Annotated in this window: 26 protein-coding genes; 14 read left to right on the top strand and 12 right to left on the bottom strand. The window is 59.7% G+C overall.

All coding sequences use genetic code 11. The features are described from left to right. The first annotated feature begins 71 nt into the window (after nucleotides 1–71). The 6 genes from ABTV22_RS11360 to ABTV22_RS11335 are packed head-to-tail and all read left to right on the top strand — an operon-like array spanning nucleotide 72 to nucleotide 6,126. Complete coding sequence (locus tag ABTV22_RS11360; RefSeq protein WP_433740192.1) at nucleotides 72–2,990, top strand: monovalent cation/H+ antiporter subunit A; 2,919 nt, start codon at nucleotides 72–74, stop codon at nucleotides 2,988–2,990. Beyond that, the gene (locus tag ABTV22_RS11355; protein WP_095196030.1) at nucleotides 2,990–3,334 is read left to right on the top strand and encodes a Na+/H+ antiporter subunit C; all 345 of its coding nucleotides are present in this window, start codon (nucleotides 2,990–2,992) and stop codon (nucleotides 3,332–3,334) included. The genes ABTV22_RS11360 and ABTV22_RS11355 overlap by 1 nt, the downstream gene beginning before the upstream one ends. Next, nucleotides 3,331–5,010, top strand: coding sequence for a monovalent cation/H+ antiporter subunit D (locus ABTV22_RS11350; RefSeq protein WP_433740191.1), 1,680 nt, complete (start codon nucleotides 3,331–3,333; stop codon nucleotides 5,008–5,010). Before ABTV22_RS11355 ends, ABTV22_RS11350 begins: the two co-directional genes overlap by 4 nt. After that, nucleotides 5,007–5,495, top strand: a complete 489-nt coding sequence (locus ABTV22_RS11345) for a Na+/H+ antiporter subunit E (protein ID WP_433740190.1) — start codon at nucleotides 5,007–5,009, stop codon at nucleotides 5,493–5,495. The genes ABTV22_RS11350 and ABTV22_RS11345 overlap by 4 nt, the downstream gene beginning before the upstream one ends. Further along, a complete protein-coding gene (locus tag ABTV22_RS11340; RefSeq protein WP_433740189.1) occupies nucleotides 5,492–5,770 on the top strand; it encodes a K+/H+ antiporter subunit F in 279 nt (92 codons plus the stop codon). Before ABTV22_RS11345 ends, ABTV22_RS11340 begins: the two co-directional genes overlap by 4 nt. Then, on the top strand, nucleotides 5,767–6,126 hold the full coding sequence (locus ABTV22_RS11335; protein WP_433740188.1) for a Na+/H+ antiporter subunit G: 360 nt from the start codon (nucleotides 5,767–5,769) through the stop codon (nucleotides 6,124–6,126). The genes ABTV22_RS11340 and ABTV22_RS11335 overlap by 4 nt, the downstream gene beginning before the upstream one ends. A gap of 96 nt (nucleotides 6,127–6,222) precedes the next feature. On the opposite strand, the gene ABTV22_RS11330 is transcribed toward ABTV22_RS11335, so the two are convergent. The 4 genes from ABTV22_RS11330 to ABTV22_RS11315 form a co-directional block, all read right to left on the bottom strand. Continuing rightward, the gene (locus tag ABTV22_RS11330; protein WP_433740187.1) at nucleotides 6,223–6,660 is read right to left on the bottom strand and encodes a DUF3995 domain-containing protein; all 438 of its coding nucleotides are present in this window, start codon (nucleotides 6,658–6,660) and stop codon (nucleotides 6,223–6,225) included. 257 nt (nucleotides 6,661–6,917) lie between these two features. Continuing rightward, complete coding sequence (locus ABTV22_RS11325; protein ID WP_433740186.1) at nucleotides 6,918–7,934, bottom strand: ABC transporter substrate-binding protein; 1,017 nt, start codon at nucleotides 7,932–7,934, stop codon at nucleotides 6,918–6,920. A 118-nt stretch (nucleotides 7,935–8,052) separates the two neighbouring features. Beyond that, nucleotides 8,053–8,256, bottom strand: a complete 204-nt coding sequence (locus ABTV22_RS11320; RefSeq protein ID WP_433740185.1) for a hypothetical protein — start codon at nucleotides 8,254–8,256, stop codon at nucleotides 8,053–8,055. After that, nucleotides 8,256–8,705: a hypothetical protein gene (locus ABTV22_RS11315; protein WP_433741366.1), complete on the bottom strand. Its 450-nt coding sequence runs from the start codon at nucleotides 8,703–8,705 to the stop codon at nucleotides 8,256–8,258. The genes ABTV22_RS11320 and ABTV22_RS11315 overlap by 1 nt, the downstream gene beginning before the upstream one ends. A 434-nt stretch (nucleotides 8,706–9,139) precedes the next feature. Here ABTV22_RS11315 and ABTV22_RS11310 point away from each other — a divergent pair, with 434 nt between their 5' ends. Both ABTV22_RS11310 and ABTV22_RS11305 read left to right on the top strand, forming a co-directional pair. Continuing rightward, nucleotides 9,140–9,376, top strand: coding sequence for a hypothetical protein (locus tag ABTV22_RS11310; RefSeq protein WP_433740184.1), 237 nt, complete (start codon nucleotides 9,140–9,142; stop codon nucleotides 9,374–9,376). 151 nt (nucleotides 9,377–9,527) lie between these two features. Then, entirely contained in the window at nucleotides 9,528–9,758 is a 231-nt protein-coding gene (locus ABTV22_RS11305) for a hypothetical protein (RefSeq protein ID WP_433740183.1), read from the top strand. Between the two features lie 101 nt (nucleotides 9,759–9,859). On the opposite strand, the gene ABTV22_RS11300 is transcribed toward ABTV22_RS11305, so the two are convergent. From ABTV22_RS11300 to ABTV22_RS11290, 3 genes are all read right to left on the bottom strand, one after another. Then, entirely contained in the window at nucleotides 9,860–10,069 is a 210-nt protein-coding gene (locus tag ABTV22_RS11300; RefSeq protein ID WP_433740182.1) for a hypothetical protein, read from the bottom strand. A 242-nt stretch (nucleotides 10,070–10,311) separates the two neighbouring features. Further along, a complete protein-coding gene (locus ABTV22_RS11295) occupies nucleotides 10,312–11,535 on the bottom strand; it encodes a methyl-accepting chemotaxis protein (RefSeq protein ID WP_433741365.1) in 1,224 nt (407 codons plus the stop codon). A gap of 630 nt (nucleotides 11,536–12,165) precedes the next feature. Then, nucleotides 12,166–12,570: a TraR/DksA family transcriptional regulator gene (locus ABTV22_RS11290; protein ID WP_007935965.1), complete on the bottom strand. Its 405-nt coding sequence runs from the start codon at nucleotides 12,568–12,570 to the stop codon at nucleotides 12,166–12,168. Between the two features lie 362 nt (nucleotides 12,571–12,932). On the opposite strand from ABTV22_RS11290, the gene ABTV22_RS11285 reads away from it, so the two are divergent. Both ABTV22_RS11285 and ABTV22_RS11280 read left to right on the top strand, forming a co-directional pair. Further along, on the top strand, nucleotides 12,933–13,544 hold the full coding sequence (locus ABTV22_RS11285; protein WP_433740181.1) for a glutathione S-transferase: 612 nt from the start codon (nucleotides 12,933–12,935) through the stop codon (nucleotides 13,542–13,544). A gap of 100 nt (nucleotides 13,545–13,644) precedes the next feature. Then, nucleotides 13,645–14,103 carry an REP-associated tyrosine transposase gene (locus ABTV22_RS11280; RefSeq protein WP_433740180.1) on the top strand — a complete coding sequence of 153 codons (459 nt, stop codon included), beginning with the start codon at nucleotides 13,645–13,647 and terminating at the stop codon, nucleotides 14,101–14,103. Nucleotides 14,104–14,452: 349 nt separating this feature from the next. On the opposite strand, the gene ABTV22_RS11275 is transcribed toward ABTV22_RS11280, so the two are convergent. Continuing rightward, on the bottom strand, nucleotides 14,453–14,755 hold the full coding sequence (locus ABTV22_RS11275) for a hypothetical protein (protein WP_433741364.1): 303 nt from the start codon (nucleotides 14,753–14,755) through the stop codon (nucleotides 14,453–14,455). A 181-nt stretch (nucleotides 14,756–14,936) separates the two neighbouring features. Here ABTV22_RS11275 and ABTV22_RS11270 point away from each other — a divergent pair, with 181 nt between their 5' ends. Beyond that, nucleotides 14,937–15,620, top strand: a complete 684-nt coding sequence (locus ABTV22_RS11270) for a response regulator transcription factor (protein ID WP_433740179.1) — start codon at nucleotides 14,937–14,939, stop codon at nucleotides 15,618–15,620. Beyond that, nucleotides 15,598–16,992, top strand: coding sequence for a sensor histidine kinase (locus ABTV22_RS11265; protein ID WP_433740178.1), 1,395 nt, complete (start codon nucleotides 15,598–15,600; stop codon nucleotides 16,990–16,992). The genes ABTV22_RS11270 and ABTV22_RS11265 overlap by 23 nt, the downstream gene beginning before the upstream one ends. A gap of 79 nt (nucleotides 16,993–17,071) precedes the next feature. On the opposite strand, the gene ABTV22_RS11260 is transcribed toward ABTV22_RS11265, so the two are convergent. From ABTV22_RS11260 to ABTV22_RS11250, 3 genes are read right to left on the bottom strand one after another with little or no spacing between them, the layout of a single operon-like run. Next, nucleotides 17,072–17,482 (bottom strand): SRPBCC family protein, encoded by a 411-nt coding sequence (locus ABTV22_RS11260; RefSeq protein WP_433740177.1) that lies wholly within the window; start codon nucleotides 17,480–17,482, stop codon nucleotides 17,072–17,074. A 28-nt stretch (nucleotides 17,483–17,510) separates the two neighbouring features. Continuing rightward, nucleotides 17,511–18,308: an SDR family NAD(P)-dependent oxidoreductase gene (locus ABTV22_RS11255; RefSeq protein WP_433740176.1), complete on the bottom strand. Its 798-nt coding sequence runs from the start codon at nucleotides 18,306–18,308 to the stop codon at nucleotides 17,511–17,513. 2 nt (nucleotides 18,309–18,310) lie between these two features. After that, complete coding sequence (locus ABTV22_RS11250; RefSeq protein ID WP_433740175.1) at nucleotides 18,311–19,327, bottom strand: aldo/keto reductase; 1,017 nt, start codon at nucleotides 19,325–19,327, stop codon at nucleotides 18,311–18,313. Nucleotides 19,328–19,548: 221 nt separating this feature from the next. Between ABTV22_RS11250 and ABTV22_RS11245 the strand changes: the two genes are divergently transcribed. After that, nucleotides 19,549–20,463 (top strand): LysR substrate-binding domain-containing protein, encoded by a 915-nt coding sequence (locus tag ABTV22_RS11245; protein WP_433740174.1) that lies wholly within the window; start codon nucleotides 19,549–19,551, stop codon nucleotides 20,461–20,463. A gap of 354 nt (nucleotides 20,464–20,817) precedes the next feature. After that, nucleotides 20,818–21,738 (top strand): LysR substrate-binding domain-containing protein, encoded by a 921-nt coding sequence (locus ABTV22_RS11240; RefSeq protein WP_433740173.1) that lies wholly within the window; start codon nucleotides 20,818–20,820, stop codon nucleotides 21,736–21,738. Here the strand turns inward: ABTV22_RS11240 and ABTV22_RS11235 are convergent. Then, nucleotides 21,659–22,252, bottom strand: a complete 594-nt coding sequence (locus tag ABTV22_RS11235; protein WP_433740172.1) for a DinB family protein — start codon at nucleotides 22,250–22,252, stop codon at nucleotides 21,659–21,661. The genes ABTV22_RS11240 and ABTV22_RS11235 overlap by 80 nt on opposite strands. Between the last annotated feature and the right edge of the window lie 192 nt (nucleotides 22,253–22,444).

Here is a 22,444-nt window from a genome sequence, read left to right as displayed (position 1 = left end):
ACAGCTTGGCGTTTGGTGATCCGGGAGCTGGCACGTATGATGCTTCATAAACTTCCGCAGATTAGAAGCCTATGTCCCTGATAGTTCTACTGCTTCTGCCTTTCATAGGCAGCTGTCTGGCAGCCGTGCTGCCACACAACGCACGTATCACCGAATCCCTCCTGGCTGGCCTGGTTGCCCTGATCGGCACTATTCAGGTCGCCCTTCTGTATCCGCAAATCGCCCATGGCGGCGTGATCCGTGAAGAGTTCTTCTGGCTGCCCAGCCTGGGTCTGAACTTCGTCCTGCGTATGGACGGCTTCGCCTGGCTGTTCTCGATGCTGGTGCTGGGCATCGGCACTCTGGTGTCGCTGTATGCTCGCTACTACATGTCGCCAGATGATCCGGTGCCGCGCTTCTTCGCGTTTTTCCTGGCGTTCATGGGTGCCATGCTCGGGCTGGTGATCTCCGGCAACCTGATTCAGATGGTGTTTTTCTGGGAGCTGACCAGTCTCTTCTCGTTTCTGTTGATCGGCTACTGGCATCACCGCGCCGATGCCCGGCGCGGCGCCTACATGGCGTTGATGGTCACAGGGGCCGGCGGTTTATGCTTGCTGGCAGGGGTCATGCTGCTCGGCCATGTCGTCGGCAGCTATGACCTGGACAAGGTCCTGGCCGCCGGCGATCTGATTCGCGCACACGCCCTCTACCCCATCCTCCTCCCCCTGATCCTGATCGGCGCCCTGAGCAAAAGCGCGCAATTCCCCTTTCACTTCTGGCTCCCCCACGCCATGGCTGCGCCGACACCGGTCTCGGCCTATCTGCACTCGGCGACCATGGTCAAGGCTGGGGTGTTCCTGCTCGCGCGGCTGTGGCCGTCGCTGTCGGGCAGCGAAGAATGGTTCTATATCGTCAGCGGCGCCGGGGCCTGCACCCTGTTGCTGGGCGCCTATTGCGCGATGTTCCAGAACGACCTCAAGGGCCTGCTGGCCTACTCGACCATCAGCCACCTGGGCCTGATTACCCTGCTGCTGGGCTTGAACAGCCCGTTGGCAGCGGTGGCCGCGGTGTTCCACATTCTCAACCACGCGACCTTCAAGGCCTCGCTGTTCATGGCCGCCGGGATCATCGACCACGAAAGCGGCACCCGGGACATTCGTAGGCTCAATGGCCTGTTCAAGCTGATTCCGTTCACCGCCACCCTGGCCATGGTCGCCAGTGCCTCCATGGCCGGCGTGCCGTTGCTCAACGGTTTCCTGTCCAAAGAAATGTTCTTCGCCGAAACGGTGTTCATCAACGCCACCGCCTGGGTCGAAGCGACGCTGCCCATCGTCGCGACCATCGCCGGGACCTTCAGCGTCGCCTATTCCTTGCGCTTCACCGTGGACGTGTTCTTCGGCCCGACCGCCACCGACCTGCCTCACACCCCGCACGAGCCGCCGCGCTGGATGCGCGCACCGGTCGAGTTGCTGGTGTTCACCTGCCTGGTGGTGGGGATATTCCCGGCGCAAGTGGTCGGCCCGTTGCTCGCCGCCGCAGCGCTACCAGTGGTAGGCGGCACGCTGCCCGAATACAGCCTGGCGATCTGGCACGGCTTGAACGCGCCGATGATCATGAGCCTGATCGCCATGTCATGCGGCATCGTGCTGTACCTGCTGCTGCGCAATCAGCTCAAGCGCGGACGCTTCCGTTACCCGCCGCTGGTTGGCCGGTTCAATGGCAAGCGCCTGTTCGAGCGCAGCCTGATGATCAAGATGCGCCTGGCCCGTCGCCTGGAGCGCTACATCAGTACCCGACGCCTGCAAACCCAATTGTTCCTGATGGTCCTCGCCGCCGTGCTGGCCGGGTTGATCCCGATGTTGCACAGCAGCCTGCACTGGGGCGAACGGCCGAAGATTCCGGGGTCAATCGTGTTTGTCATCCTGTGGCTGCTGGCCATTGCCTGTGCCCTGGGCGCAGCCTGGCAAGCCAAGTACCACCGTCTCGCCGCCCTGACCATGGTCAGCGTCTGCGGGCTGATGACCTGCGTGACCTTCGTCTGGTTCTCGGCACCGGATCTGGCATTGACGCAATTGGTGGTCGAAGTGGTGACCACGGTGCTGATTCTGTTGGGCCTGCGTTGGCTGCCGCGACGGATCGAAGAGGTGTCGCCCTTGCCCAGCAGCCTGCGAAAGGCACGCATCCGGCGTATCCGCGACTTGCTGCTGTCGACCGTGGTCGGTGGCGGCATGGCATTGCTGGCCTACGCGATGCTGACCCGGCAAACGCCGAACGACATTTCCTCCTTCTACTTGAGCCGCGCCTTGCCCGAGGGCGGCGGCAGCAATGTGGTCAACGTGATGCTGGTGGATTTCCGTGGCTTCGACACCCTCGGCGAAATCACTGTGCTGGTGGCGGTGGCGCTGACCGTGTTCGCCCTGCTGCGCCGGTTTCGCCCGCCGAAAGAGAGTCTGCAATTGCCGGCCCAGCAGCGCTTGCTCGCGCCCGACGTGGTCACCGACCTGGTCAACCCGCGCCATGCCAGCGACACCGCGCTGGGCTTCATGATGGTCCCGGCGGCACTGGTGCGCCTGTTGTTGCCGATTGCCCTGGTGGTGTCGTTCTACCTGTTCATGCGTGGGCATAACCAGCCGGGAGGCGGTTTTGTCGCCGGGCTGGTGATGTCGGTGGCGTTCATCCTGCAATACATGGTGGCGGGCACCCAGTGGGTCGAAGCTCAGATGAGCCTGCGTCCGTTGCGCTGGATGAGCACCGGCCTGCTGTTCGCCACAGTCACCGGCCTGGGCGCGATGGCGGTTGGCTATCCGTTCCTGACCACCCACACCTGGCATTTCAGCCTGCCGCTGCTGGGTGACATTCACCTGGCCAGCGCGTTGTTCTTTGACGTCGGCGTATATGCGGTGGTGGTCGGGTCGACGCTGCTGATCCTCACGGCCCTCGCCCACCAATCGGTGCGGGGTCACAAGACCGCTGCCCAGCCCAAACCTGTCGTCATCAAGGAGGCCGTCTGATGGAAGAAGTCATCGCAATCGCCATCGGCGCACTGGCCGCCTCGGGCGTCTGGCTGATCCTTCGCCCCCGGACATTCCAGGTGGTCATGGGCCTGTGCCTTTTGTCCTATGGCGTCAACCTGTTCATCTTCAGCATGGGCAGCCTGTTCATCGGCAAGGAGCCGATCATCAAGGACGGAGTGCCCCAGGACCTGCTGCACTACACCGACCCGCTACCCCAGGCGCTGGTGTTGACCGCGATTGTCATCAGCTTCGCCATGACCGCGTTGTTCCTGGTGGTATTGCTGGCTTCCCGGGGCCTGACTGGCACCGACCATGTGGATGGCCGGGAGCCTAAAGAATGAATCCCATGACACACCTGATCGCGGCACCGATTCTGCTGCCGCTGCTGACCGCCGCCGTCATGCTGATGCTCGGCGAGAAGCACCGGCCGCTCAAAGCCAAAATCAACCTGTTCTCCAGCCTGCTGGGTTTGGGCATCTCGCTGATGCTGCTGCAATGGACGCAAACCACCGGTGTGCCCGGTTCCATCGGCGTGTACCTGCCGGGCAACTGGCAGGTGCCGTTCGGCCTGGTGCTGGTGGTCGATCGCCTGTCTGCGTTGATGCTGGTGCTGACCGGGATCATCGGCGTCAGCGCCCTGCTGTTTGCCATGGCCCGTTGGGACAGTGCCGGTTCGAGCTTCCACGCGTTGTTCCAGATCCAGTTGATGGGCCTGTATGGCGCGTTCCTGACGGCGGATCTGTTCAACCTGTTCGTGTTCTTCGAAGTGCTGCTGGCTGCGTCCTATGGCTTGATGTTGCACGGTTCGGGCCGGGCGCGGGTGTCGTCGGGGCTGCATTACATCTCGATCAACCTGTTGGCATCGACCCTGTTCCTGATCGGCGCGGCGCTGATCTATGGCGTCACCGGCACCCTGAACATGGCCGACCTGGCGCTGAAAATCCCGCTGGTACCGGAGGCCGATCGCGGCCTGTTGCACGCGGGTGCAGGGATTCTGGCGGTGGCGTTTTTGGCCAAGGCCGGGATGTGGCCGCTGAACTTCTGGCTGGTGCCGGCGTACTCTTCGGCGAGCGCCCCGGTGGCGGCGATGTTCGCGATCATGACCAAGGTCGGCGTCTATACCTTCCTGCGTCTGTGGACCCTGCTGTTCTCCGGCCAGGCCGGGGCCTCGGCGTACTTCGGCGGCGACTGGCTGATCTACGGCGGCATGGCAACCATCGTCTGCGCCGCCGTGGCCATCCTCGCCGCGCAACGCCTGGAGCGCATGGCCAGCCTGAGCATTCTGGTGTCGGCGGGGATACTGCTGTCGGCCATCGGTTTCGCCCAGCCCAACCTGATCGGCGCGGCGCTGTTCTATTTGGTCAGCTCGACCCTGGCCTTGAGCGCGCTGTTCCTGCTGGCCGAATTGATCGAACGCTCACGCTCGGCCAGCGAAATCCCTCTGGAAGATGAAAACGAAATGCTGCCGCGGCCGTTGGAATCGTCCGCGCCAGTCAAAGGCATCAACCTCGACGATGACCAGAAGGCCGTGGTCGGACAGGTGATTCCCTGGACCATGGCCTTTCTCGGTTTGAGCTTCATTGCCTGCGCACTGCTGATCGTCGGCATGCCGCCACTCTCCGGATTCATCGGCAAACTCGGCCTGCTCAGCGCCCTGCTCAATCCACTGGGTCTTGGCAACGAAGCGCCAATCTCAAATGCTGCTTGGGGCTTGCTGGCGTTGCTGATCCTTTCTGGCCTGGCGTCGCTTCTGGCCTTTTCGCGCCTGGGCATTCAGCGTTTCTGGACCCCGGCGGAACGGCCCTCGCCGGTACTGCGCCGCCTGGAATGCGTACCGATCTTCGCGCTTCTGGGCTTGAGCATCGCCCTGACCTTCAAGGCCGAACCGCTGTTGCACTACACCCAGGCCGCCGCCGATGCCTTGAATAATCCGCAGCAATACGTGATGGCCGTGCTCGGCACCCGTGCCGTGCCGAGTCCCGAAGCCAGGGCCGCGTTGCTGGAGGTGCAACCATGAAGCGACTGTTTCCCGCACCCTGGCTATCGCTGTGCTTGTGGTTGTTGTGGCTGGTGCTGAACCTGTCGATGAGTCCCGGCAACTTGCTACTGGGTGCGGCGCTGGGCTTCTGCGCACCCTTGATGATGCGCAAGTTGCGACCTCAGCGGATTCGCATCCGCCGGCCAGGGGTGATATTGCGTCTGTTCCTGGTGGTCGGTCGCGATGTGCTGGTGTCCAACCTCGTCGTGGCCTGGGGCGTGCTCAACGCCGGTCACCGTGAGCCGCGCTCGCGGTTCGTCAAGGTGCCGTTGGACCTGCGCGATGCCAATGGCCTGGCGACGCTGTCGATGATCTGCACCGTGGTGCCCGGCACCGTTTGGTCGGAACTGGCGCTGGACCGCAGCATTCTGTTGCTGCATGTCTTCGATCTGGAGGACGACGCGCCATTTATCGAGCACTTCAAGGCGACCTATGAGCGCCCGTTGATGGAGATATTCGAATGAGCGCCCTGCTATCGAACGCGATTTTGCTGAGCCTGTTCCTGTTTTCCGTGGCGATGGTCCTGACCCTTATCCGCCTGTTCAAGGGGCCATCCGCCCAGGACCGGGTATTGGCGCTGGATTACCTGTACATCGTCGCCATGCTGATGATGCTCGCGCTGGGCATTCGCTACGCCAGTGATACCTACTTCGAAGCAGCGCTGCTGATTGCGCTGTTCGGCTTCGTCGGCTCGTTTGCCCTGGCGAAATTCCTGCTGCGCGGCGAGGTGATCGAATGAGCGCTCAATTGTCTTTGTGGGTGGAAATCCCGGTGGCGATCCTGCTGGTGCTCAGCAGCCTGTTTGCACTGGTCGGCGCCATTGGCCTGGTGCGAATGAAGGATTACTTCCAGCGCATGCACCCGCCAGCCCTGGCTTCAACCTTGGGCGCTTGGTGCGTGGCGCTGGCGTCGATCATCTACTTTTCCGCCCTCAAGTCCTCGCCGGTTTTGCATGCGTGGCTGATTCCGATCCTGCTGGCGATCACCGTGCCGGTGACCACCTTGCTACTGGCTCGGGCGGCGCTGTTTCGCAAGCGCATGGCCGGGGATGATGTGCCGGCGGAAGTGAGCAGCCGGCGGACCGAAAACCTGTAACTGTAGGAACGAGCACGCTCGCGATGGACGAGAGAACACCGCAGGGTGTCAGACTACCAGCGTAATCGTTGATGACCATCGCGAGCGTGCTCGCTCCTACACCCAGGCCACGGCCAACAACCCGCCACCCAACACCACACACAACGGCGAGTAAACCCAGGTATCCCACCGGGCAAACCGGGAATCCTTGATCTCCTTGAAAAAGCCCACCAGCTCCGAATCGCCAATCGCCCGGGCGAACAGCAGTATCGCAATCGCGCTGATCACCCACTGCAGCGCCTGATGCTGCACTTGCGGCAGCCACCAGCCGACCCGTAGACAGACCAACGCAGAAATCACCAACAAAGCCGCAGCCACCAGCAGGGTGACCCAACCTCGCGGTTCGAAGGCCGGATGCAATTGCACACCGTCCTCCACCGGCACCAGTGGAACGGCCGCAACAGCAGCCCACTCCCCACCCAGCGCCCAATACACGTGTACCAAACTGATCGCTGCAAACATCGACACCAGCCATTGAGCCAACGCAAAGGTCATGGTTGAAGATCCTTGAAAGAGATTTGGACAAAATCATCCTAGTCGGCTTTTTTTGACCTGCACGACCGGTCGGCGGAGGAGCAAAGTGCTCACCTTGAAATTCTCCCGGTACAAACGCGGTTTTGATCTCTTTTTTAGGAGCGATGCAGGAGCTGTGTAGGAGCTGTGTAGGAGCTGTCGAGTGCAACGAGGCTGCGATCTTTTTTATAAGCAAGATCAAAAGATCGCAGCCTACGGCAGCTCCTACACGGGGGGAGTTATTTCAGTTCGGCAGACACCTTGTCCGCCACTTCCTTGGGCACCCAGGCCTTCCACACGTCCGGGTGTTTCTTCATGAAGTCCTCCGCCGCCTGACGTGGCGGGGTATGTTTTTCGCTCATGTCAGCCAGGGCCTTGTTCAACGGATCAATAGGGAAATCGACCTTGCTGAAGAACTCGGTAATCTGCGGATACTGCTTCTGAAAGGGCGTGGACACGCCGATGGATAATTTCGAAGGCAGCGACCGGGTGGGTTGCGGATCGGGGTTGTCGGCGTCGGTCAGGGTTTTCCAGGCCTCGGCATCGAAGGGCGGTTCTTCCAGCTGAACCAGTTTGAAGCGACCGAGCAACGGCGTGGGCGACCAGTAGTAGAACAACACCGGTTTGCCCCGGCGGATCGACGAACTGATCTCGGCATCCAGTGCCGCTCCCGAACCGCTGCGGAAATTCACGTAGCTGTCGTCCAGTCCATAGGCCTTGAGCTTCTGCTTGTTGACTACTTCCGAGGTCCAGCCGATCGGGCTGTTGAGGAAACGCCCTTTGCTGGGTGCTTCCGGGTCCTTGAACACGTCTTTGTATTTAGGCAGATCACTGACACTGCGCAGCTGCGGCGCCATCGGTTTGATGCCCTTGCTCGGGTCGCCCTTGATCACGTATTCCGGCACCCACCAACCTTCGGTGGCGCCCTTGACCGTGTCGCCGAGCGCGACAACCTTGCCTTCGGCCTCGGCCTTGACCCACACCGGACTGCGCCCGGCCCACTCCTCGCCAATGACCTGGATGTCATTGTTGGCCAGTGCGGTTTCCAGGGTAATGGTGGTGCCCGGCAAGGTGTCGGTGGGCAGACCGTAGCCCTTCTCGACAATGATCCGCAGGATGTCAGTGATCAGGCTGCCGCTTTCCCAATTCAGGTCGGCGAAATGGATCGGCGTCTGGGCAGCCAGCACCGGCACGGGGGACGCCAACAATCCACCAGTGACCAAGACAGCAGCCAGCAACCGTCGAAAACCTTTCATGCTTTTGCTCCTCGTGCTGTTCACAGCAATAGCAGGATGGCCAGGCAGAAGACCGCAAAGCCTCTGAAACTTCAGTCAATTGACTGTAGTAGAGGTTCCTGCTTTCGAGGGGTTCGGACTAATTTTCGGAAATTTCCTGCAAACGCACCAGCTCTCGCCTGACCATGCTGGCGTACTCCGCCGGCTGCAACGTGTAGATCTGTGCCGCTACCCAATTGAGCCAGCCGCCCTGCAGAACAGCCTTCTGCTCGAACAGCCGCAAGGCCTCGGCTTGAGCACTGGCTTGGTTCTGTTGGTGGAAATCGGCGCGGGTCGGGCGCATCACTCGCTGGCCTTGAAGGTCACCAGTTCGCCTTTTCGCCATTTGGCTGCCTTGGCGGTCACGGCTTTGAGTGTCTTGGTCAGGCCTTCCTGCAACTGCTGGTGGGCAGCAAACACGGTCACCGCACTGTGGCCTTCCTTGAAGACGATGGCCTCGCCATCGGCGGTGCTCACGAAGGCGTAGTCGCCCAGGCCGTAGACCGTCATCTTGACTTCGCGGAACCTGATTTCCAGTTTGCCGCCTTCGCGACTGGGCAAGACCGACGCGCTGAAATGGTCGCCAACTTTGAGTTTTAGCCCCGGTTTATCGTCCACCACCAGCGCCGATTCGGTGTCGATTTCGGCGACGTAGATGCCTTCGGCGTTCTGCTCGGTGATGTAAACGAAACGTGACTGAAATTGTTTAACCAGCTTTGCGCGCAAATCACCCAGCACGAACAAAGCATGCATATCGAGATTACTGACTGCCAAGGAACCATCCCCACATCTGAAAATAATGCCGCACGCATGAAAAGCGCCCAGCCGAAAAAAGCGGCAATGCCGAAGGTGACGCTAAATAAACCCGGGTCGAGATCCTGTATGAGCAGAGGGCTCATTTATCACGAGGCTTGAACAGACTACTGGACGCCGCTCGCCTCGTCTTACCTGGCTTTCGTCAAAGGTTGAAGGAAAACACCTTTCTTACGGCCAGAGAAAATACGGACTATCAACTTCAGGGAAAAAACTCGTGAAAAAAAGCACTTTTCTGACATATCGCCCGCCGAAAATTGCTTTAGATAAACATCAATCACCCACCAGTGAGGGTGATTCTAGAGCAGCCATGCTCACCGAGACTACCCATACCGGCGTACATACGTCGGTAAAAACAACGAAAAGGACTTCTTATGTGCACGCTGACACACTTTGCCCATCCTTCGGCACCCGCGTCGATTCCACACCCGCCAATGTTGCAGCACCCTGAACTTCAAGCTCAAGCCCCCGAAGCTCCAAGGTTTCAGGTGATTTTGGCCGGCAATGCGTTCTTTCATATCAAAGAAATGTCCACAGGCCATGTAAGAGGTTTCCGCGTCAATCACAACGAAGCGTGTGCCCTCGCCCGCTCACTTGAATCACGTATTTGACACAACGCGCCTCATCGGTTCATAGCGACATTTCATCAGGCCTGCGACTTAACTCAACAACTACTGCCATACTGCCCGCCCAATCAACGGCGCCCCATCGCGATGGGGCGCCGTTGAACACAACAATATATTTCCAAGGGAAGACTGCGACGTGACGGAATTTGATATCGGCGAGTTTTTTATCCGTGGCGAAGCCCGAGAGGTCGACGGCGAATTCCAGGCCGTGATTATCATGCGCGCCAAACCGCCGCTGAAAACTGTGACCTTGCACCAAGTCGAGAAAGACCGCTGGTTCAAGACCCTGGACACCGCTGACGTCGCCGCCAGGGAGTCGGCCAAGGCACTCAAGGCCGCTGTCGATGCCGGTGCATTGAAAGCCTGAAGACCAGGTTTGCGGTCTATGCTCACTCCTGCATTTGAACATTGCTTTCGAACGTTTAAAGCCAGCCGCCCTCAGAAGTCATTGGGGCCATGGCACAGACCTTAGGCGCAATGCAGGCTGTCCGGGGTTTCGGCGCTCAATTGCGCCAACCAGGCAGCCTTGCACTCTTGCGCTTCATCGCGACTGGAGAAGGCCGTGCCACGGCGTTCGCCGTTCACCAGCACCACCCAGCACACCCGTTGCCCCAAGGCTCGCAAACTGGCGGGCACGCCACTGCCAATCATGACGGCGACATCGACTCTGCTTTGCATGTTGCCCTCCAAACTCCGTTAGCAACCTAACTATGTAGGTATGGTAATGAGTCCGCTCACCGGGAAACAGCAACACTTTGTACAGCTTCGTTGCAAAAGCCGTAACAATCCACGCCCCCTGTAGGAGCAGAGCTTGCTCGCGATCAAGGCAGACCAATCGATCGTGTATTGGCAGATACACCGCCATCGCGAGCAAGCTCTGCTCCTACAGGTAGGCGTGTTGTCCAAAACATCGTTGGCATTTAACGTGGATTTTCCGGCTTGTACCCCAACCGCAACCCACCCCAATGCCGGCCCTTGAGCATGATCGGCACCGAAAGGTCATGCATCAGCTCACCGGTATCACGGGTGTAGGTCTGCAGCAGCACCGCCTGCTGATGGCTGCCACAGCGAATCCCGGTGCGGTCGGCGAATTTGCGTTTGGTGCGGTTTTGCAGCGCATCGACCTGCGCGTCGTTGGTCAGCGGCTGACTGAAGACGTTGTTGTGGGTGGGCACATAGCCGTGTTGAGTACAGGCAATCGCGAATACCAGGCCCTCGTGACGGGGCAGCAAGGGTTCCTGAATTGCCGGCAAGACCTGATCGGTGTAGCGGTCGAAACGCGTCTGGTATTTGGCCGGACTAGTATTGGGAATCGCTTGATATTGGCGGTCGAACAGGTCTTCAAGGCTGATTCGGCCCGCGTCGATGTCCGCTTCGAAACGCGCCGTAATCTGACAGGCGCCTTCGCGGGCCAAGTCATAGATCCGCTGGTGATAGTCATCCAGACCGACTTCGGCCAGACGCTCGCTGATGGTTTCAGCCTGCCCTTCCATTTGCACCGCGGCCTCGGCCAGGCGCCGGGTCTGCTGATCGCTGATGGCCAGGTCACTGCGCATTTGTTCGATGGCATGAAACAGGCTGTCGAGTTGTTCGCGATTGATCTCGGCACCCCGGGCGATTTCCCCGACCTGGGTCTCGACACTGGCCGCCAGGCGAGCGATGTTTTCCAGGTGCTGCCCCGTGTGTTCGACTTGCGTGACACCGATGTCCAGGTCACTCGACAGCTGGCGGATCTGTTCCACCACCTGAGCGGTGCGTTGCCGGATATCGGCCACCATCTCGCCGACTTCGTCGGTCGCGGTTGCTGTGCGCGCAGCCAGCCCACGCACCTCGTCGGCCACCACCGCAAAACCGCGACCGTGCTCCCCGGCCCGTGCCGCTTCAATCGCCGCGTTCAAGGCCAACAGGTTGGTCTGACTGGCGATGGACTGAATCACCAGGGTCACGCGCTGGATATCGTCGCTGCGCTGGCTCAAGGCTTCGATCAGTTCACGGCTGCTGTTGGCCCGCTGGCTGAGTTGGTGCATGCGCGCAATCGAGTCAATCAATTCCGTTCGGCCGGCCGCGCCGCTCTCATGCGCCTCACTCGCAGCCCCCAATGCCTGACGGCTGAGGGTCGAGGTGGCCTGTTCGGTGGCAATCATGACTTCAGCATTGCTGACGATTTGCGCTGCGGCGCCAAGTTGCGATTGAAGCTTGTCAGCCAACTGCTTGACCGAAAAGGCCACGCCGGCAGCAGACAGCGCGTTGTGACTGGTGGTATGGGAAAGATCGCGGGTCAACGCGGCGATGGTGCTGGACGAATCGGCGGGAACGACCTCAAGGGGCGCACGCGAACGCAGGCGAGGTAGCCAGATAATCAGCACGGACACGGGCAGGCCAAGGTAAAGCGACCAGCCGCCGAGCGTCATGCCACACAGCAACAGCATCAGGGCGATACTTTGCAATGTGGGGGTCAGCCAACGGTTTTTCGGCAAACGTACGGGCGCAGGCACCGTCGCGACCACAGAGCCATCTCTCGTCATCGTAGTCATCCCAAACTGTTTCTAATTGTTGTCGTCGCATTAAGCGCCACCATAAGGCCATTATCCATAAGCCTTTAGTCGCGGTTTTTGCAGCAGATCAACAGAAGAGTTTGGGGTTTTCATGGACGGCAAAAAGCAAAGATCGCAGCCTTCGGCAGCTCCTACATGAATTCACATGAACCTGTAGGAGCTGCCGAAGGCTGCGATCTTTTCACAGGCAACCCGTTTTCAATGGGTCACCTGGCCGTGTCAGGCCTGACGCTGGTGCTTATCGATCTGCTCGTGACGTTCTTGAGCTTCGATGCAGTACTTGGTGGTCGGGCTGATCAGCAGGCGCTTGAGGCCGATTGGCTCGCCGCTGTCGTCGCACCAGCCAAAGCTGTCTTCTTTAATACGTTCCAGGGCTTGTTCCAACTGAGGGAGCATGCGCTGATCGCGATCGATCGCGTTCACCAGCCAGGTGCGCTCTTCTTCGACCGACGCCGCGTCAGCCGGATCGGCCGGGGTGTCCAGGCTTTCGATGGCGATGCGGTTCTGCTCGATGCGCTCATGGGTTTCGACTTTCATGTTTTGCAACAGCTCGGAGAAAAAAGCATGTTGCTCGGCATTCATGTAGTCATCCGCCGGCATGGCCAGCAACTTGTCCTTTGTCATTGATATCTCTATAAAAAAACGTGCATTAAGGCGAATAAGGGAGCGTTCCGGCAGACCTGCGCAGGTCATCGGAAAGGCGCCGTTTGTTCCAAGCGCCACCCGGCACTCAATTTACGAGGGGCGGCAGTCTAAGGCCGACTTGAGGCCTCAGCAACTGAAAAGACAGCGAATTTGTCCGACAAGGCCTCGAAAATGCGCTATAGCAGGCATCCAGGCGGATATCGGAGTGCGTTTATAGCAAGAAATTCAATTGAGCGGAGCTATATAGAAGACAAACGGATGAGCCGCTGCCCCTGTTTGCAGGTCGTGTGAGCTCGGCTAAGGTTGTGCCTCCCGAAATTTCAATCCCAAGGAGCGGTTAAATGAAGCTGATCGGCATGCTGGATTCACCCTATGTGCGACGCGTCGCCATTTCTGCCAAGCGACTGGACATCGAACTTGCGCACGAATCGGTCTCGGTGTTCAGGACCTTCGAGCAATTCCAGCAGATAAACCCGGTGGTCAAGGCGCCCACGCTGGTGCTGGATGACGGTGAAGTGCTGATGGATTCCACGCTGATCATCGATTACCTGGAGGCCCTGGCGGGTCCGGAACGCAGCTTGATGCCCGCCCCTATCGAAGATCGCCTGCGCGCATTGCGCCTGATCGGCCTGGCCTTGGCGGCGTGCGAAAAATCGGTGCAGCTTTATTACGAGCGCAACCTGCGGCCGGCGGACATTCAGTTCGGACCTTGGGTCGAGCGAGTCGAGGGACAATTGGCAGCAGCCTATAACGCCCTGGAGCGGGAGCTGGAAAAGCAACCGTTGAAAACCGACGGCGTGATCGACCAGGCGGGCATCACCCTGGCAGTGGCGTGGACCTTTACCAACTATGTGGTGGCGGATCAGGTGTCGACCGAGAAGTTTCCGAAGATTGCTGCATTCACCGCCTATGCCGAGGGATTAGACGTCTTCATCAACACGCCGATCTTTTGATGTTAAAAAAACCTTGAAATACCGCGAATTGTCTTCATTCACCAGCGAAGGTAACAGCAACTATCGTTCATCCATTACAACGTGAATGGAGGGCAAAGGAATGCCTGTCGCCGCAAATGGATGCCACCTGCGCAAAGGTCGGTACTCGGAATCTGGACGAATTTACTTGATCACTGCGGTTACCCATGAACGCCAACCTGTTTTTTCAGACTGGCGATCAGCGCGCCTACTCGTCGAACAGCTACGCGAAGCGGATGAAACTGAAATTGTCACGTCAATGGCTTGGGTAGTGATGCCCGATCATTTGCATTGGCTGTTACAACTTCAGCAGGGCTCGCTAGCTGAGTTGATGTGCCGCATCAAATCCCGAAGCAGCCGATCGATCAATCTCATGCAGGGCGTACAACACCGCCTGTGGCAGCGGGGTTATCACGACCGAGCCTTACGTCGGGACGAGGATCTGAAAGCCACTGCGCGTTACATCATTATGAATCCATTGCGCGCGGGCCTGGTGACGCGCATAGGGGATTATCCTTTGTGGGATGCCATTTGGATTTAGAAGATCAAAGTCAAAAGATCGCAGCCTGCGGCAGCTCCTACACACATCCCTGTAGGAACTGCCGCAGGCTGCGATCTTTTTGTCTTTCAATAATCAGTGCATGAACAACGCGATCAGGATAATGATCGGAATTGGTACGCCAATCATGAACAGCAGTAGTGAACGCATGAGGGTTCTCCCGGATTAATGGCGATGCCACTCTTCAAACAAGGAGCAGCAGTGAACGTGCCAACCGGGCCTCATTGGATAAACCGTTATAGATCATCGAACTATAAAGTTTGAACTTCCCCGCGCCATGCAATACGCAACGAATCGCTCGACCATGCGGGCGTTATGCATTACTTGCAGGCTATTTGCGCTTGTAACTCTTGCTGCCGCCGGGCGTCAGGCAATACACCCCGCCTCGCGGGCCTGTACAGAATGCACCGGTGCCGCAGGCACAACCGTCATTGTCTTGGACGAACGCTTGTGGCCGAGCCTGGCTTCTGTTGCCAAACATCGCCGAGCAGCTTTTTTTCGAACCGCTGATGGAACCGTCATTACACAGAAACAGGTCGCCGTCGCAGCGATCGATACCGCCCTTCTTTCCCGAGCAAGGTGTATTGGCGGCCCAGGTCGATGAGCTGACAACACACAACAACAGCAGAATCATCGGCATCCAGCTATAACGGATCAAATTGAGCACAATACAGCGTCCTGTTGAATTTATGGCTCAATGATATCAATGTTGCTCGCAAGCGCTGAAACAACATGAAAGTTAATTTATTAAGCGGCGGACAATTCTTGGCAAAATACGCCTCACTCCGTATTGAATCGATTATCAGGCCAACCCTATGACCCGCATCTTGACCATCGAAGACGACGCCGTGACCGCCCGGGAAATTGTCGCCGAACTGAGCAGCCACGGCCTTGACGTCGACTGGGTCGACAACGGTCGCGAGGGACTGGAGCGCGCGGTCAGCGGCAATTACGACCTGATCACCCTCGACCGCATGCTGCCTGAACTCGATGGCCTGGCGATCGTCACCAGGCTGCGGACCATGGGCGTGGCCACGCCTATCTTGATGATCAGCGCCCTTTCCGACGTCGATGAACGCGTGCGCGGCCTGCGTGCCGGTGGCGACGATTATCTGACCAAACCCTTCGCCACCGATGAGATGGCCGCCCGGGTCGAGGTCCTGTTGCGCCGGCAGAACACCGTGACCGCCCAGGCCACCACGCTACGAGTGGCGGACTTGGAGCTGAACCTGATCAGCCACGAAGCCAGCCGCGACGGCCAGCTGCTCACCCTGCTGCCCACCGAATACAAGCTGCTGGAGTTCCTGATGCGCAACACCGGGCAGATCCTTTCGCGAATGATGATTTTCGAAGAAGTCTGGGGGTATCACTTCGACCCCGGCACCAACCTGATCGATGTTCACATCGGCCGTCTGCGCAAGAAAATCGATCCACCCGGCAATGTCCCGTTGATTCGTACCGTACGAGGCTCGGGTTATGTCATTGCCGAACCCGTCTAAAGGCTGGCGCTCTTCCAGCAGTCGCCTGCTGGCGCTCTACAGTGCGTTGTTCGTGGCCTGGAGCGGCATTCTCATGGGCGTCATGTATTACGAGGTGTCCGCTTACCTGGACAATCTGGCCAAGCATTCGCTGATGCAACGCCAGCATTTGTTCTCCCACTTCCAGGGCGACCAACTGGCGGACGCCCTCGCCGTCAGCATGACGTTCGACATCCGCGGCATCGACGCCTATGGCCTGTTCGATGCCGAGCACCGTTACCTCAGCGGAGCCCTGCGCCAAATCCCCAAAGGTTTGCCGCTGGACGGCAAGATCCACATGCTCAACGACTGCGCCGGCTACGACGACCCGACCCTGCCCGCCGACAGCTGCGACGCGGTGGCGACCCAGACCCGGGACGGACGCTGGCTGGTGCTGGTGCGCGACAACGGCTCGCTGTTCGCCGTGACCCGAATCATCCTCCACGCCTTGTTCTGGGGCGTGACCCTGACCATCCTGCCTGGCATCGTCGGCTGGCACCTGCTGCGACGCCGGCCGCTTCGACGTATTCGCGGGATTCAGGCCAGCGCCGAAGCCATCGTCGCTGGCGACCTCACCCGACGCCTGCCACTGTCCAACCGCCGTGATGAACTGGACATGCTCGCTGCCATCGTCAACGCCATGCTGGAACGCATCGAGCGCTTGATGCATGAGGTCAAGGGCGTGTGCGACAACATCGCCCATGACTTGCGCACGCCGCTGACCCGCTTGCGCGCGCAGTTGTATCGCATGCAACAGCAGGCCGGTGAAGGTTCAGCACAAGCGACGCAGCTTGACCTGGTGCTGGCCGAGGCCGACACATTGATGGCGCGTTTTCGCGGGTTGCTGCGCATTTCCGAGCTGGAAGATCGCCAGCGTCGGTCCGGATTCGTGCAGCTCGATCCGGTGTCGTTGCTGCAGGAACTGCATGAGTTCTATCTGCCGTTGGCCGAGGACGATGACCTGACCTTTGAACTGCAATTGCCGGCGTCCTTGCCAGCGCTCAATGGTGATCGCGCCTTGCTGTTCGAAGCGGTGGCGAACCTGCTCAGCAATTCGATCAAATTCACTCCGCCCGGTGGCCGGGTGATTTTGCGTGGGGTCAATGAGAATGGGCATACCCGCATCGAAGTGCTCGACTCAGGTCCCGGCATTCCAGAGTCTGAACGCGAGGCGGTGTTCCAACGGTTCTATCGCGCCGAGGCGGGCAATCAGAAAAGCGGATTCGGACTGGGGCTGTCGATCGTCGCGGCGATTGTCAGCCTGCATGGATTTTCGCTGGAGGTGGGGACCAGTGAGCTGGGTGGGGCGCGGTTGGTGCTTGATTGCGTGCAAAGCCTGATTGCTCCGGCTTGAAAATCAAAAGATCGCAGCCTGCGGCAGCTCCTACATAGATCCCTGTAGGAGCTGCCGCAGGCTGCGATCTTTTTAAGGCTCAGGCTGGGTAATTGGCCCGCAACGCCTCAAGCCCACCCTGATAAATCCCGGTAAACAACGCCACCACTTCCTCGTTGCTCACACCCACCGGTTCAAACCGGCCCGACCAAGTCACCCGGGCGCCGTGCTCCTGCGCTTCAACCTTGATGGTCGCCAGATAATCCGTGGCCGGAAACGGCGCTTGCACGATCGTGTAGCTGTAGGTTTTCGCCGCATCGTCGAACCCTTGCAGGCGTTCGATGATCACTGCGCCATCGGCCGTTTGCAGGCTGCGCACCCGTCCGCCTTCGCTCAGTTCGCTCTTGGGAATGAACGGCAGCCAGTCCGGCAGCGAGTTGAAGCCGCCGATCAATTGCCAGACCTGATCGGCCGAGGCCGGGATGTCGATGTAGGCTGAAGTTGTTGCCATGTAATGTTCTCGCTTACTCAAATAAGGTTCAAATGGCCAGGCTGTCGACGACGCCACCGTCGACCCGCAAAGCGGCGCCGGTGGTGGCCGAGGACAGCGGTGATGCGATGTAGGCCACCAAGTTCGCGACCTCTTCGACATCCGCCACACGTTGAATGATCGACGTCGGACGGGCCTTGCGCACAAAGGCATCGGCTTCTTCGCGCACGCTACGTCCGGAAGCGGCGACGGCATCTTTGAGCATTTCCTCCACCCCGTCGGTGAGGGTTGGACCCGGCAGGATCGAATTGACCGTCACCCCGGTGCCCGCCAGGCGCTTGGCCAGGCCATGGGACACCGCCAGGTTGGCGCTTTTGGTTACGCCATAGTTGAGCATGTCGGCCGGGATCGCGATGCCGGATTCCGAGGACAGGAAAATCACCCGGCCCCAGCCCTGCTTGACCATGTCCGGCACGTAATGCCGGGACAGGCGCACACCAGAGATCACGTTGATCTCATAGAACCGCGTCCACTCGCTGTCGGGGGTGTCAAAGAAATCAACCGCGTTGTAGATCCCCAGGTTGTTCACCAGGATGTCGGCCCGTGGCTCGGCGGCGAATAATTTCTCTGCGCCTTCGGCGGTGCCCAGGTCAGCGGTCAGGCCGCGCAATTGTGCGCCCGGCACGCTCTGGCGAATGCTCGCCAGAGCGTGCTCGACCTTGGCCGCATCGCGGCCGATCACCACCACCGTGGCGCCGGATTCGGCCAGTACCTTGCTGATGCCCAGACCAATGCCGGCCGTGCTGCCGCTGACAATCGCCAGTTTTCCACTCAGATCGATTTTCATGCTCAAGCTCCAACGATGGGTAAAGGGGCGCGATCGGAAACCAGCTTCGCCTCGCGCAGTGCCTGCCAGAAGGCAGCGGGAATCACCGCCGACAAGGCAGCGACATCTTCGGCAATCCGCTCTGGACGACTGGCGCCCGGAATCACCGCGGCAACGGCCGGGTTAGCCAATGAGAACTGCAAGGCAGCGGCTTTGATATCGACGCCATGGGCGACGGCGATGCGTTTGATGTGTTCGACCTTGGCGATGATCGCCGGACTGGCCTTCTGGTATTCGAAGTGCGCGCCACCGGCGAGGATGCCCGAGCTGTAAGGGCCACCGACCACGATCTCGACCTTCTGCGCCAGCGCAGCCTCCATCAAGCGCTGCAAGGCGCGGTCATGGTCCAGCAGCGTGTAGCGCCCGGCCAGCAAGAAACCGTCCGGCTGCGCCTCACTCAGGTCCAGGGTCAGTTCGCACGGCTCGACCTTGTTCACCCCCAGGCCCCAGCCCTTGATCACACCTTCTTCACGCAGGCGGGTCAGCACTTTGAAGGCACCGGTACGTGCCTGGTTGAAATACTCCAGCCATTGATCGCCGTAGAAATCCTGAGCGATGTCATGCACCCAAACGATGTCCAGGCGATCGGTTTGCAGGCGCTTGAGGCTGTCCTCGATCGAACGCAGCGTCGCGTCAGCGCTGTAGTCGTTGACGATCTTGTTCGGGCGACCGTGCTCGAAGACCCCGCTCTTCTCGCCCAGATCCCGAGCGGCGGCGTCTTCGACTTCGTCGAGAATCACTCGGCCGACCTTGCTGCTCAAAACGTAGTCGTCACGGTTGTAGCGGGACAGCGCTTGGCCCAGGCGAATTTCCGACAGACCCGAACCGTAGAACGGCGCGGTGTCGAAGTAACGCACGCCGGCTTCCCAGGCCGCGTGGACAGTGGCTTGCGCTTCTTCCTCGGGAATGGCGCGGAACATATTGCCCAGAGGGGCAGTACCGAAGCCCAGTGCGCCGGGCAATTTGTCTTTCAAGCTCATGGATGAATCCTCTGAAATGCCTGGTAAACCTGTAGGAGCCGGCTTGCTGGCGATGATGGCGGTGTATCAGGCAGTGCATTGTTGACGGGACTGCTGCCATCGCCAGCAAGCCGGCTCCTACAGAGAGCGGTTATTCGCCTTACCGTTGAGCAGATCCTAGATTGCGATGATCGGACCGTCCAAGACATAATGCGCAGCACTTAAGTCCCCAGAGGTCTAACATGATCGACATCCGCCAATTGCGCTACTTCGTCGCCGTCGCCGAAGAAGAGCACGTCGGTCGCGCGGCCGAACGCCTGCACATTTCCCAGTCGCCCCTGAGCCGACAAATCGCCCAGCTCGAAGAGCGCCTGGGCCTGACCCTGTTCGAGCGCAGCCAGCAACGCATCCGCTTGACCCGCGACGGCCAGACCTTCCTCGCCGAGACCCGCGCCCTGCTGACCCACGCCAATCGCCTGGAATCTTTGGGCAAGCGCCTGGGGCGCGGTGAAGAAGGCGGCTTGTGCATCGGCTACATCGAAAACGCCATGCACGCAGGCGTCCTGCCCAATGCCTTGCGCGTGTTGCGCGGCGAGCGGCCGAACGTGCATGTCGCGCTGTACAACCTGAGCTCGGCTGAACAACTCGAAGGCCTGCGTCAGCGTAGTCTGGATATCGCGCTTGTCAGTGAGCCGCCGACCGATGACGACCCGGACCTGCTGGGTTTCCAAGTGCTGGACGACCCGATGCTGCTGGCATTGCCCGACGATCATCCCCTCGCCCACCAACCGACGCTCACACCTCAAGACCTCGCCGCCCAGGAATGGATCGGCGTGCAGCACCACCACAATCTCAACAACCGCGAAGACTTCGTCAGCGCCTGCATCCGCGCCGGCTTCACCCCGGACATCCGCATGGAAGCCACCGGCCCGTTCACGGCATTTGCGCTAGTGGCCTCGGGACTGGGCATCGCCATGATTCAAAAAGGCTTGAGCCGCAACGCCCCACCGGGCGTAGTCCTGCGGGAAGTGCCGTGGATTTGCGTCAGCCGGCCTCTTTGGGCGGCATGGCATCGGGTCAATCTGCGACCGTTGGTGGAGACGTTCAGGAAGATGTTGACCGAGCCCGAGCTCGAGCCTGAACCCGTTCCTGCCTAGTCCAAAAATCCTGTGGGAGCGGGCTTGCCCGCACACATTTGATCAGTGTCGATATGAGTTTCATGCTCACGGAAAGTGGGTGGGTGAACTGGCAGTGAACCGGGCGCCGGATCGATTAGCCCCAACTGAATAAACACCGTCCCCTGTGGCGAGGGGATTTATCCCCGTTGGGTCGCGCAGCGGCCCCTATACCGGCAATCGCAACCCCTCAGGCACACCGCGTGTAACTGATCTGCGACTGCTGCGCAGTCGGACGGGGATAAATCCCCTCGCCACAGAGTGCAGACCGTACGACCGCACCACCATGGCTTTGGTGCTTTACTGAAGAATTTCTGCAACCGGCGAGCCCCCACCATGAACCGCAACGACCTGCGCCGCGTGGACATGAACCTGTTAGTGATTTTCGAAACCCTGATGTTCGAAAAAAACCTAACCCGGGCCGGCGAGAAATTGTTCCTTGGCCAGCCCGCCGTCAGTGCGGCGCTGGCGCGGTTGCGGGATTTGTTCGATGACCCACTGCTGGTGCGCAACGGGCGGGTGCTGGAGCCGACCCAGCGCGCATTGGCGATTCTCAAGGAGTTGCAGCCGGCGATGGACACCATTTCCGGCGCGGTCAGTCGGGCCAAGGATTTCGACCCCTCCACCAGCCGCGATGTGTTTCGTATCGGCCTGTCCGACGATGCCGAATTCGGCCTGTTCCCGCCGCTGCTCAAACAACTGCGCGATGAGGCGCAGAACGTGGTGATCGTGGTGCGGCGGGTGAATTTCCTGCTGATGTCGCCGATGCTTTCCTCCGGAGAAATCTCCGTCGGGATCAGCTACACCACTGAACTGCCAGCCAATGCCAAGCGCAAGAAGTTGCGGGATTTGAGCGTGAAGATCCTGCGTGGGGACAATCGTCCCGGCACGCTGAGCCTCGATGAATATTGTGAACGCCCCCACGCGCTGGTGTCGTTTTCCGGGGATTTGACCGGGGCGATCGACACCGATCTGGCGCGCATCGGCCGTTCGCGTCGAGTCGTGCTGGCGGTGCCGCAGTTTGCCGGTCTGCGAGATTTGCTCGCGGGCACCGATCTGCTGGCCACGGTGCCGGATTACGCTGCCTGCGCGCTGGTCAGGGGCAGCCCCCAGTTGCGTGCCGACGACGCCCCATTCGAGATCAACCTGTCCGAGCTGTCCATGGTCTGGAATGGCGTCAACGATAACGACCCGGCAGAACGTTGGTTGCGCTCGCGAATTGTGGAGCACATGTCGGCGCCACTACCGGCGCATTGAGCGAGTTGAAATGCGGGTCGGTTTCGCGCAGGTAGATCGGCAGGTCAGTCATGGGCGGCATGGTCGGGATTTCGAAGTAGATCTGGATGATCCAGCCCCGGTGATAACTGGCGTGATTGACCACGTGCAGCAACATCGCGCCGGCGCTCATGGTGCCGCTTTCCCCGGAAATGAAAGTGAACCTGACGGGCCTGTCCAGCGAGGCATCGGTTTGCCGGGCCGCCCATTCGCAGTACCAATGATCGACGTCCTGCTGCGCCCGGCACAGGTCCGTCAGTACGGGATAGATCAGATCATGGGAAGTGGTGAAGCCGTGCCCTCGGCCTTCGAGGTGGGCTTGCCAGAGACAGTCCACCACATAGATGTGATTCAGCGTGCCGATTATGTTTTTGAAAATCCCGGCGCGTTCCTTTTCGACTTCGCCCGGTGGCAGTTGCGCCAGGTTGTCGAACAGACGCCGGTTAGCCCATTGTTTGTAGTCGGCGAGCATGCGGGCAGTGCGTACGTTGATCATCAGATGACTCCGATGGCGATAAGCGCATTTTTCAAGGATAGCGCTATCTGCCCATAGCGGCGCCAACACTGATTACCGGTCGTCCACGCACCCCGTACCTGTAGGAGCGAAGCTTGCTCGCGATGGACTCGAGAACAACGCGGGGTGTCAGACGCCCAGCGTTATCGTTGACGACCATCGCGAGCAAGCTTC

The organism is Pseudomonas putida (assembly GCF_050990305.1).
GTDB lineage: Bacteria > Pseudomonadota > Gammaproteobacteria > Pseudomonadales > Pseudomonadaceae > Aquipseudomonas > Aquipseudomonas putida_AH.
The sequence above is the reverse complement of the archived record's forward strand: the minus strand, read 5'-3'. Positions and strand labels throughout refer to the sequence as shown.

Coding starts and splice junctions, on each gene's coding strand:
- ABTV22_RS11290 (WP_007935965.1), bottom strand. CDS start 12,570: ATGACAAAGGACAAGTTGCTGGCCATGCCGGCGGATGACTACATGAAT.
- ABTV22_RS11275 (WP_433741364.1), bottom strand. CDS start 14,755: ATGATTCTGCTGTTGTTGTGTGTTGTCAGCTCATCGACCTGGGCCGCC.
- ABTV22_RS11355 (WP_095196030.1), top strand. CDS start 2,990: ATGGAAGAAGTCATCGCAATCGCCATCGGCGCACTGGCCGCCTCGGGC.
- ABTV22_RS11235 (WP_433740172.1), bottom strand. CDS start 22,252: ATGATCAACGTACGCACTGCCCGCATGCTCGCCGACTACAAACAATGG.
- ABTV22_RS11270 (WP_433740179.1), top strand. CDS start 14,937: ATGACCCGCATCTTGACCATCGAAGACGACGCCGTGACCGCCCGGGAA.
- ABTV22_RS11360 (WP_433740192.1), top strand. CDS start 72: ATGTCCCTGATAGTTCTACTGCTTCTGCCTTTCATAGGCAGCTGTCTG.
- ABTV22_RS11320 (WP_433740185.1), bottom strand. CDS start 8,256: ATGCGCCCGACCCGCGCCGATTTCCACCAACAGAACCAAGCCAGTGCT.
- ABTV22_RS11335 (WP_433740188.1), top strand. CDS start 5,767: ATGAGCGCTCAATTGTCTTTGTGGGTGGAAATCCCGGTGGCGATCCTG.
- ABTV22_RS11315 (WP_433741366.1), bottom strand. CDS start 8,705: ATGCATGCTTTGTTCGTGCTGGGTGATTTGCGCGCAAAGCTGGTTAAA.
- ABTV22_RS11280 (WP_433740180.1), top strand. CDS start 13,645: ATGCCTGTCGCCGCAAATGGATGCCACCTGCGCAAAGGTCGGTACTCG.
- ABTV22_RS11260 (WP_433740177.1), bottom strand. CDS start 17,482: ATGGCAACAACTTCAGCCTACATCGACATCCCGGCCTCGGCCGATCAG.
- ABTV22_RS11300 (WP_433740182.1), bottom strand. CDS start 10,069: ATGCAAAGCAGAGTCGATGTCGCCGTCATGATTGGCAGTGGCGTGCCC.
- ABTV22_RS11345 (WP_433740190.1), top strand. CDS start 5,007: ATGAAGCGACTGTTTCCCGCACCCTGGCTATCGCTGTGCTTGTGGTTG.
- ABTV22_RS11295 (WP_433741365.1), bottom strand. CDS start 11,535: ATGATTGCCACCGAACAGGCCACCTCGACCCTCAGCCGTCAGGCATTG.
- ABTV22_RS11265 (WP_433740178.1), top strand. CDS start 15,598: ATGTCATTGCCGAACCCGTCTAAAGGCTGGCGCTCTTCCAGCAGTCGC.
- ABTV22_RS11350 (WP_433740191.1), top strand. CDS start 3,331: ATGAATCCCATGACACACCTGATCGCGGCACCGATTCTGCTGCCGCTG.
- ABTV22_RS11310 (WP_433740184.1), top strand. CDS start 9,140: ATGTGCACGCTGACACACTTTGCCCATCCTTCGGCACCCGCGTCGATT.
- ABTV22_RS11240 (WP_433740173.1), top strand. CDS start 20,818: ATGAACCGCAACGACCTGCGCCGCGTGGACATGAACCTGTTAGTGATT.
- ABTV22_RS11250 (WP_433740175.1), bottom strand. CDS start 19,327: ATGAGCTTGAAAGACAAATTGCCCGGCGCACTGGGCTTCGGTACTGCC.
- ABTV22_RS11325 (WP_433740186.1), bottom strand. CDS start 7,934: ATGAAAGGTTTTCGACGGTTGCTGGCTGCTGTCTTGGTCACTGGTGGA.
- ABTV22_RS11330 (WP_433740187.1), bottom strand. CDS start 6,660: ATGACCTTTGCGTTGGCTCAATGGCTGGTGTCGATGTTTGCAGCGATC.
- ABTV22_RS11245 (WP_433740174.1), top strand. CDS start 19,549: ATGATCGACATCCGCCAATTGCGCTACTTCGTCGCCGTCGCCGAAGAA.
- ABTV22_RS11255 (WP_433740176.1), bottom strand. CDS start 18,308: ATGAAAATCGATCTGAGTGGAAAACTGGCGATTGTCAGCGGCAGCACG.
- ABTV22_RS11340 (WP_433740189.1), top strand. CDS start 5,492: ATGAGCGCCCTGCTATCGAACGCGATTTTGCTGAGCCTGTTCCTGTTT.
- ABTV22_RS11285 (WP_433740181.1), top strand. CDS start 12,933: ATGAAGCTGATCGGCATGCTGGATTCACCCTATGTGCGACGCGTCGCC.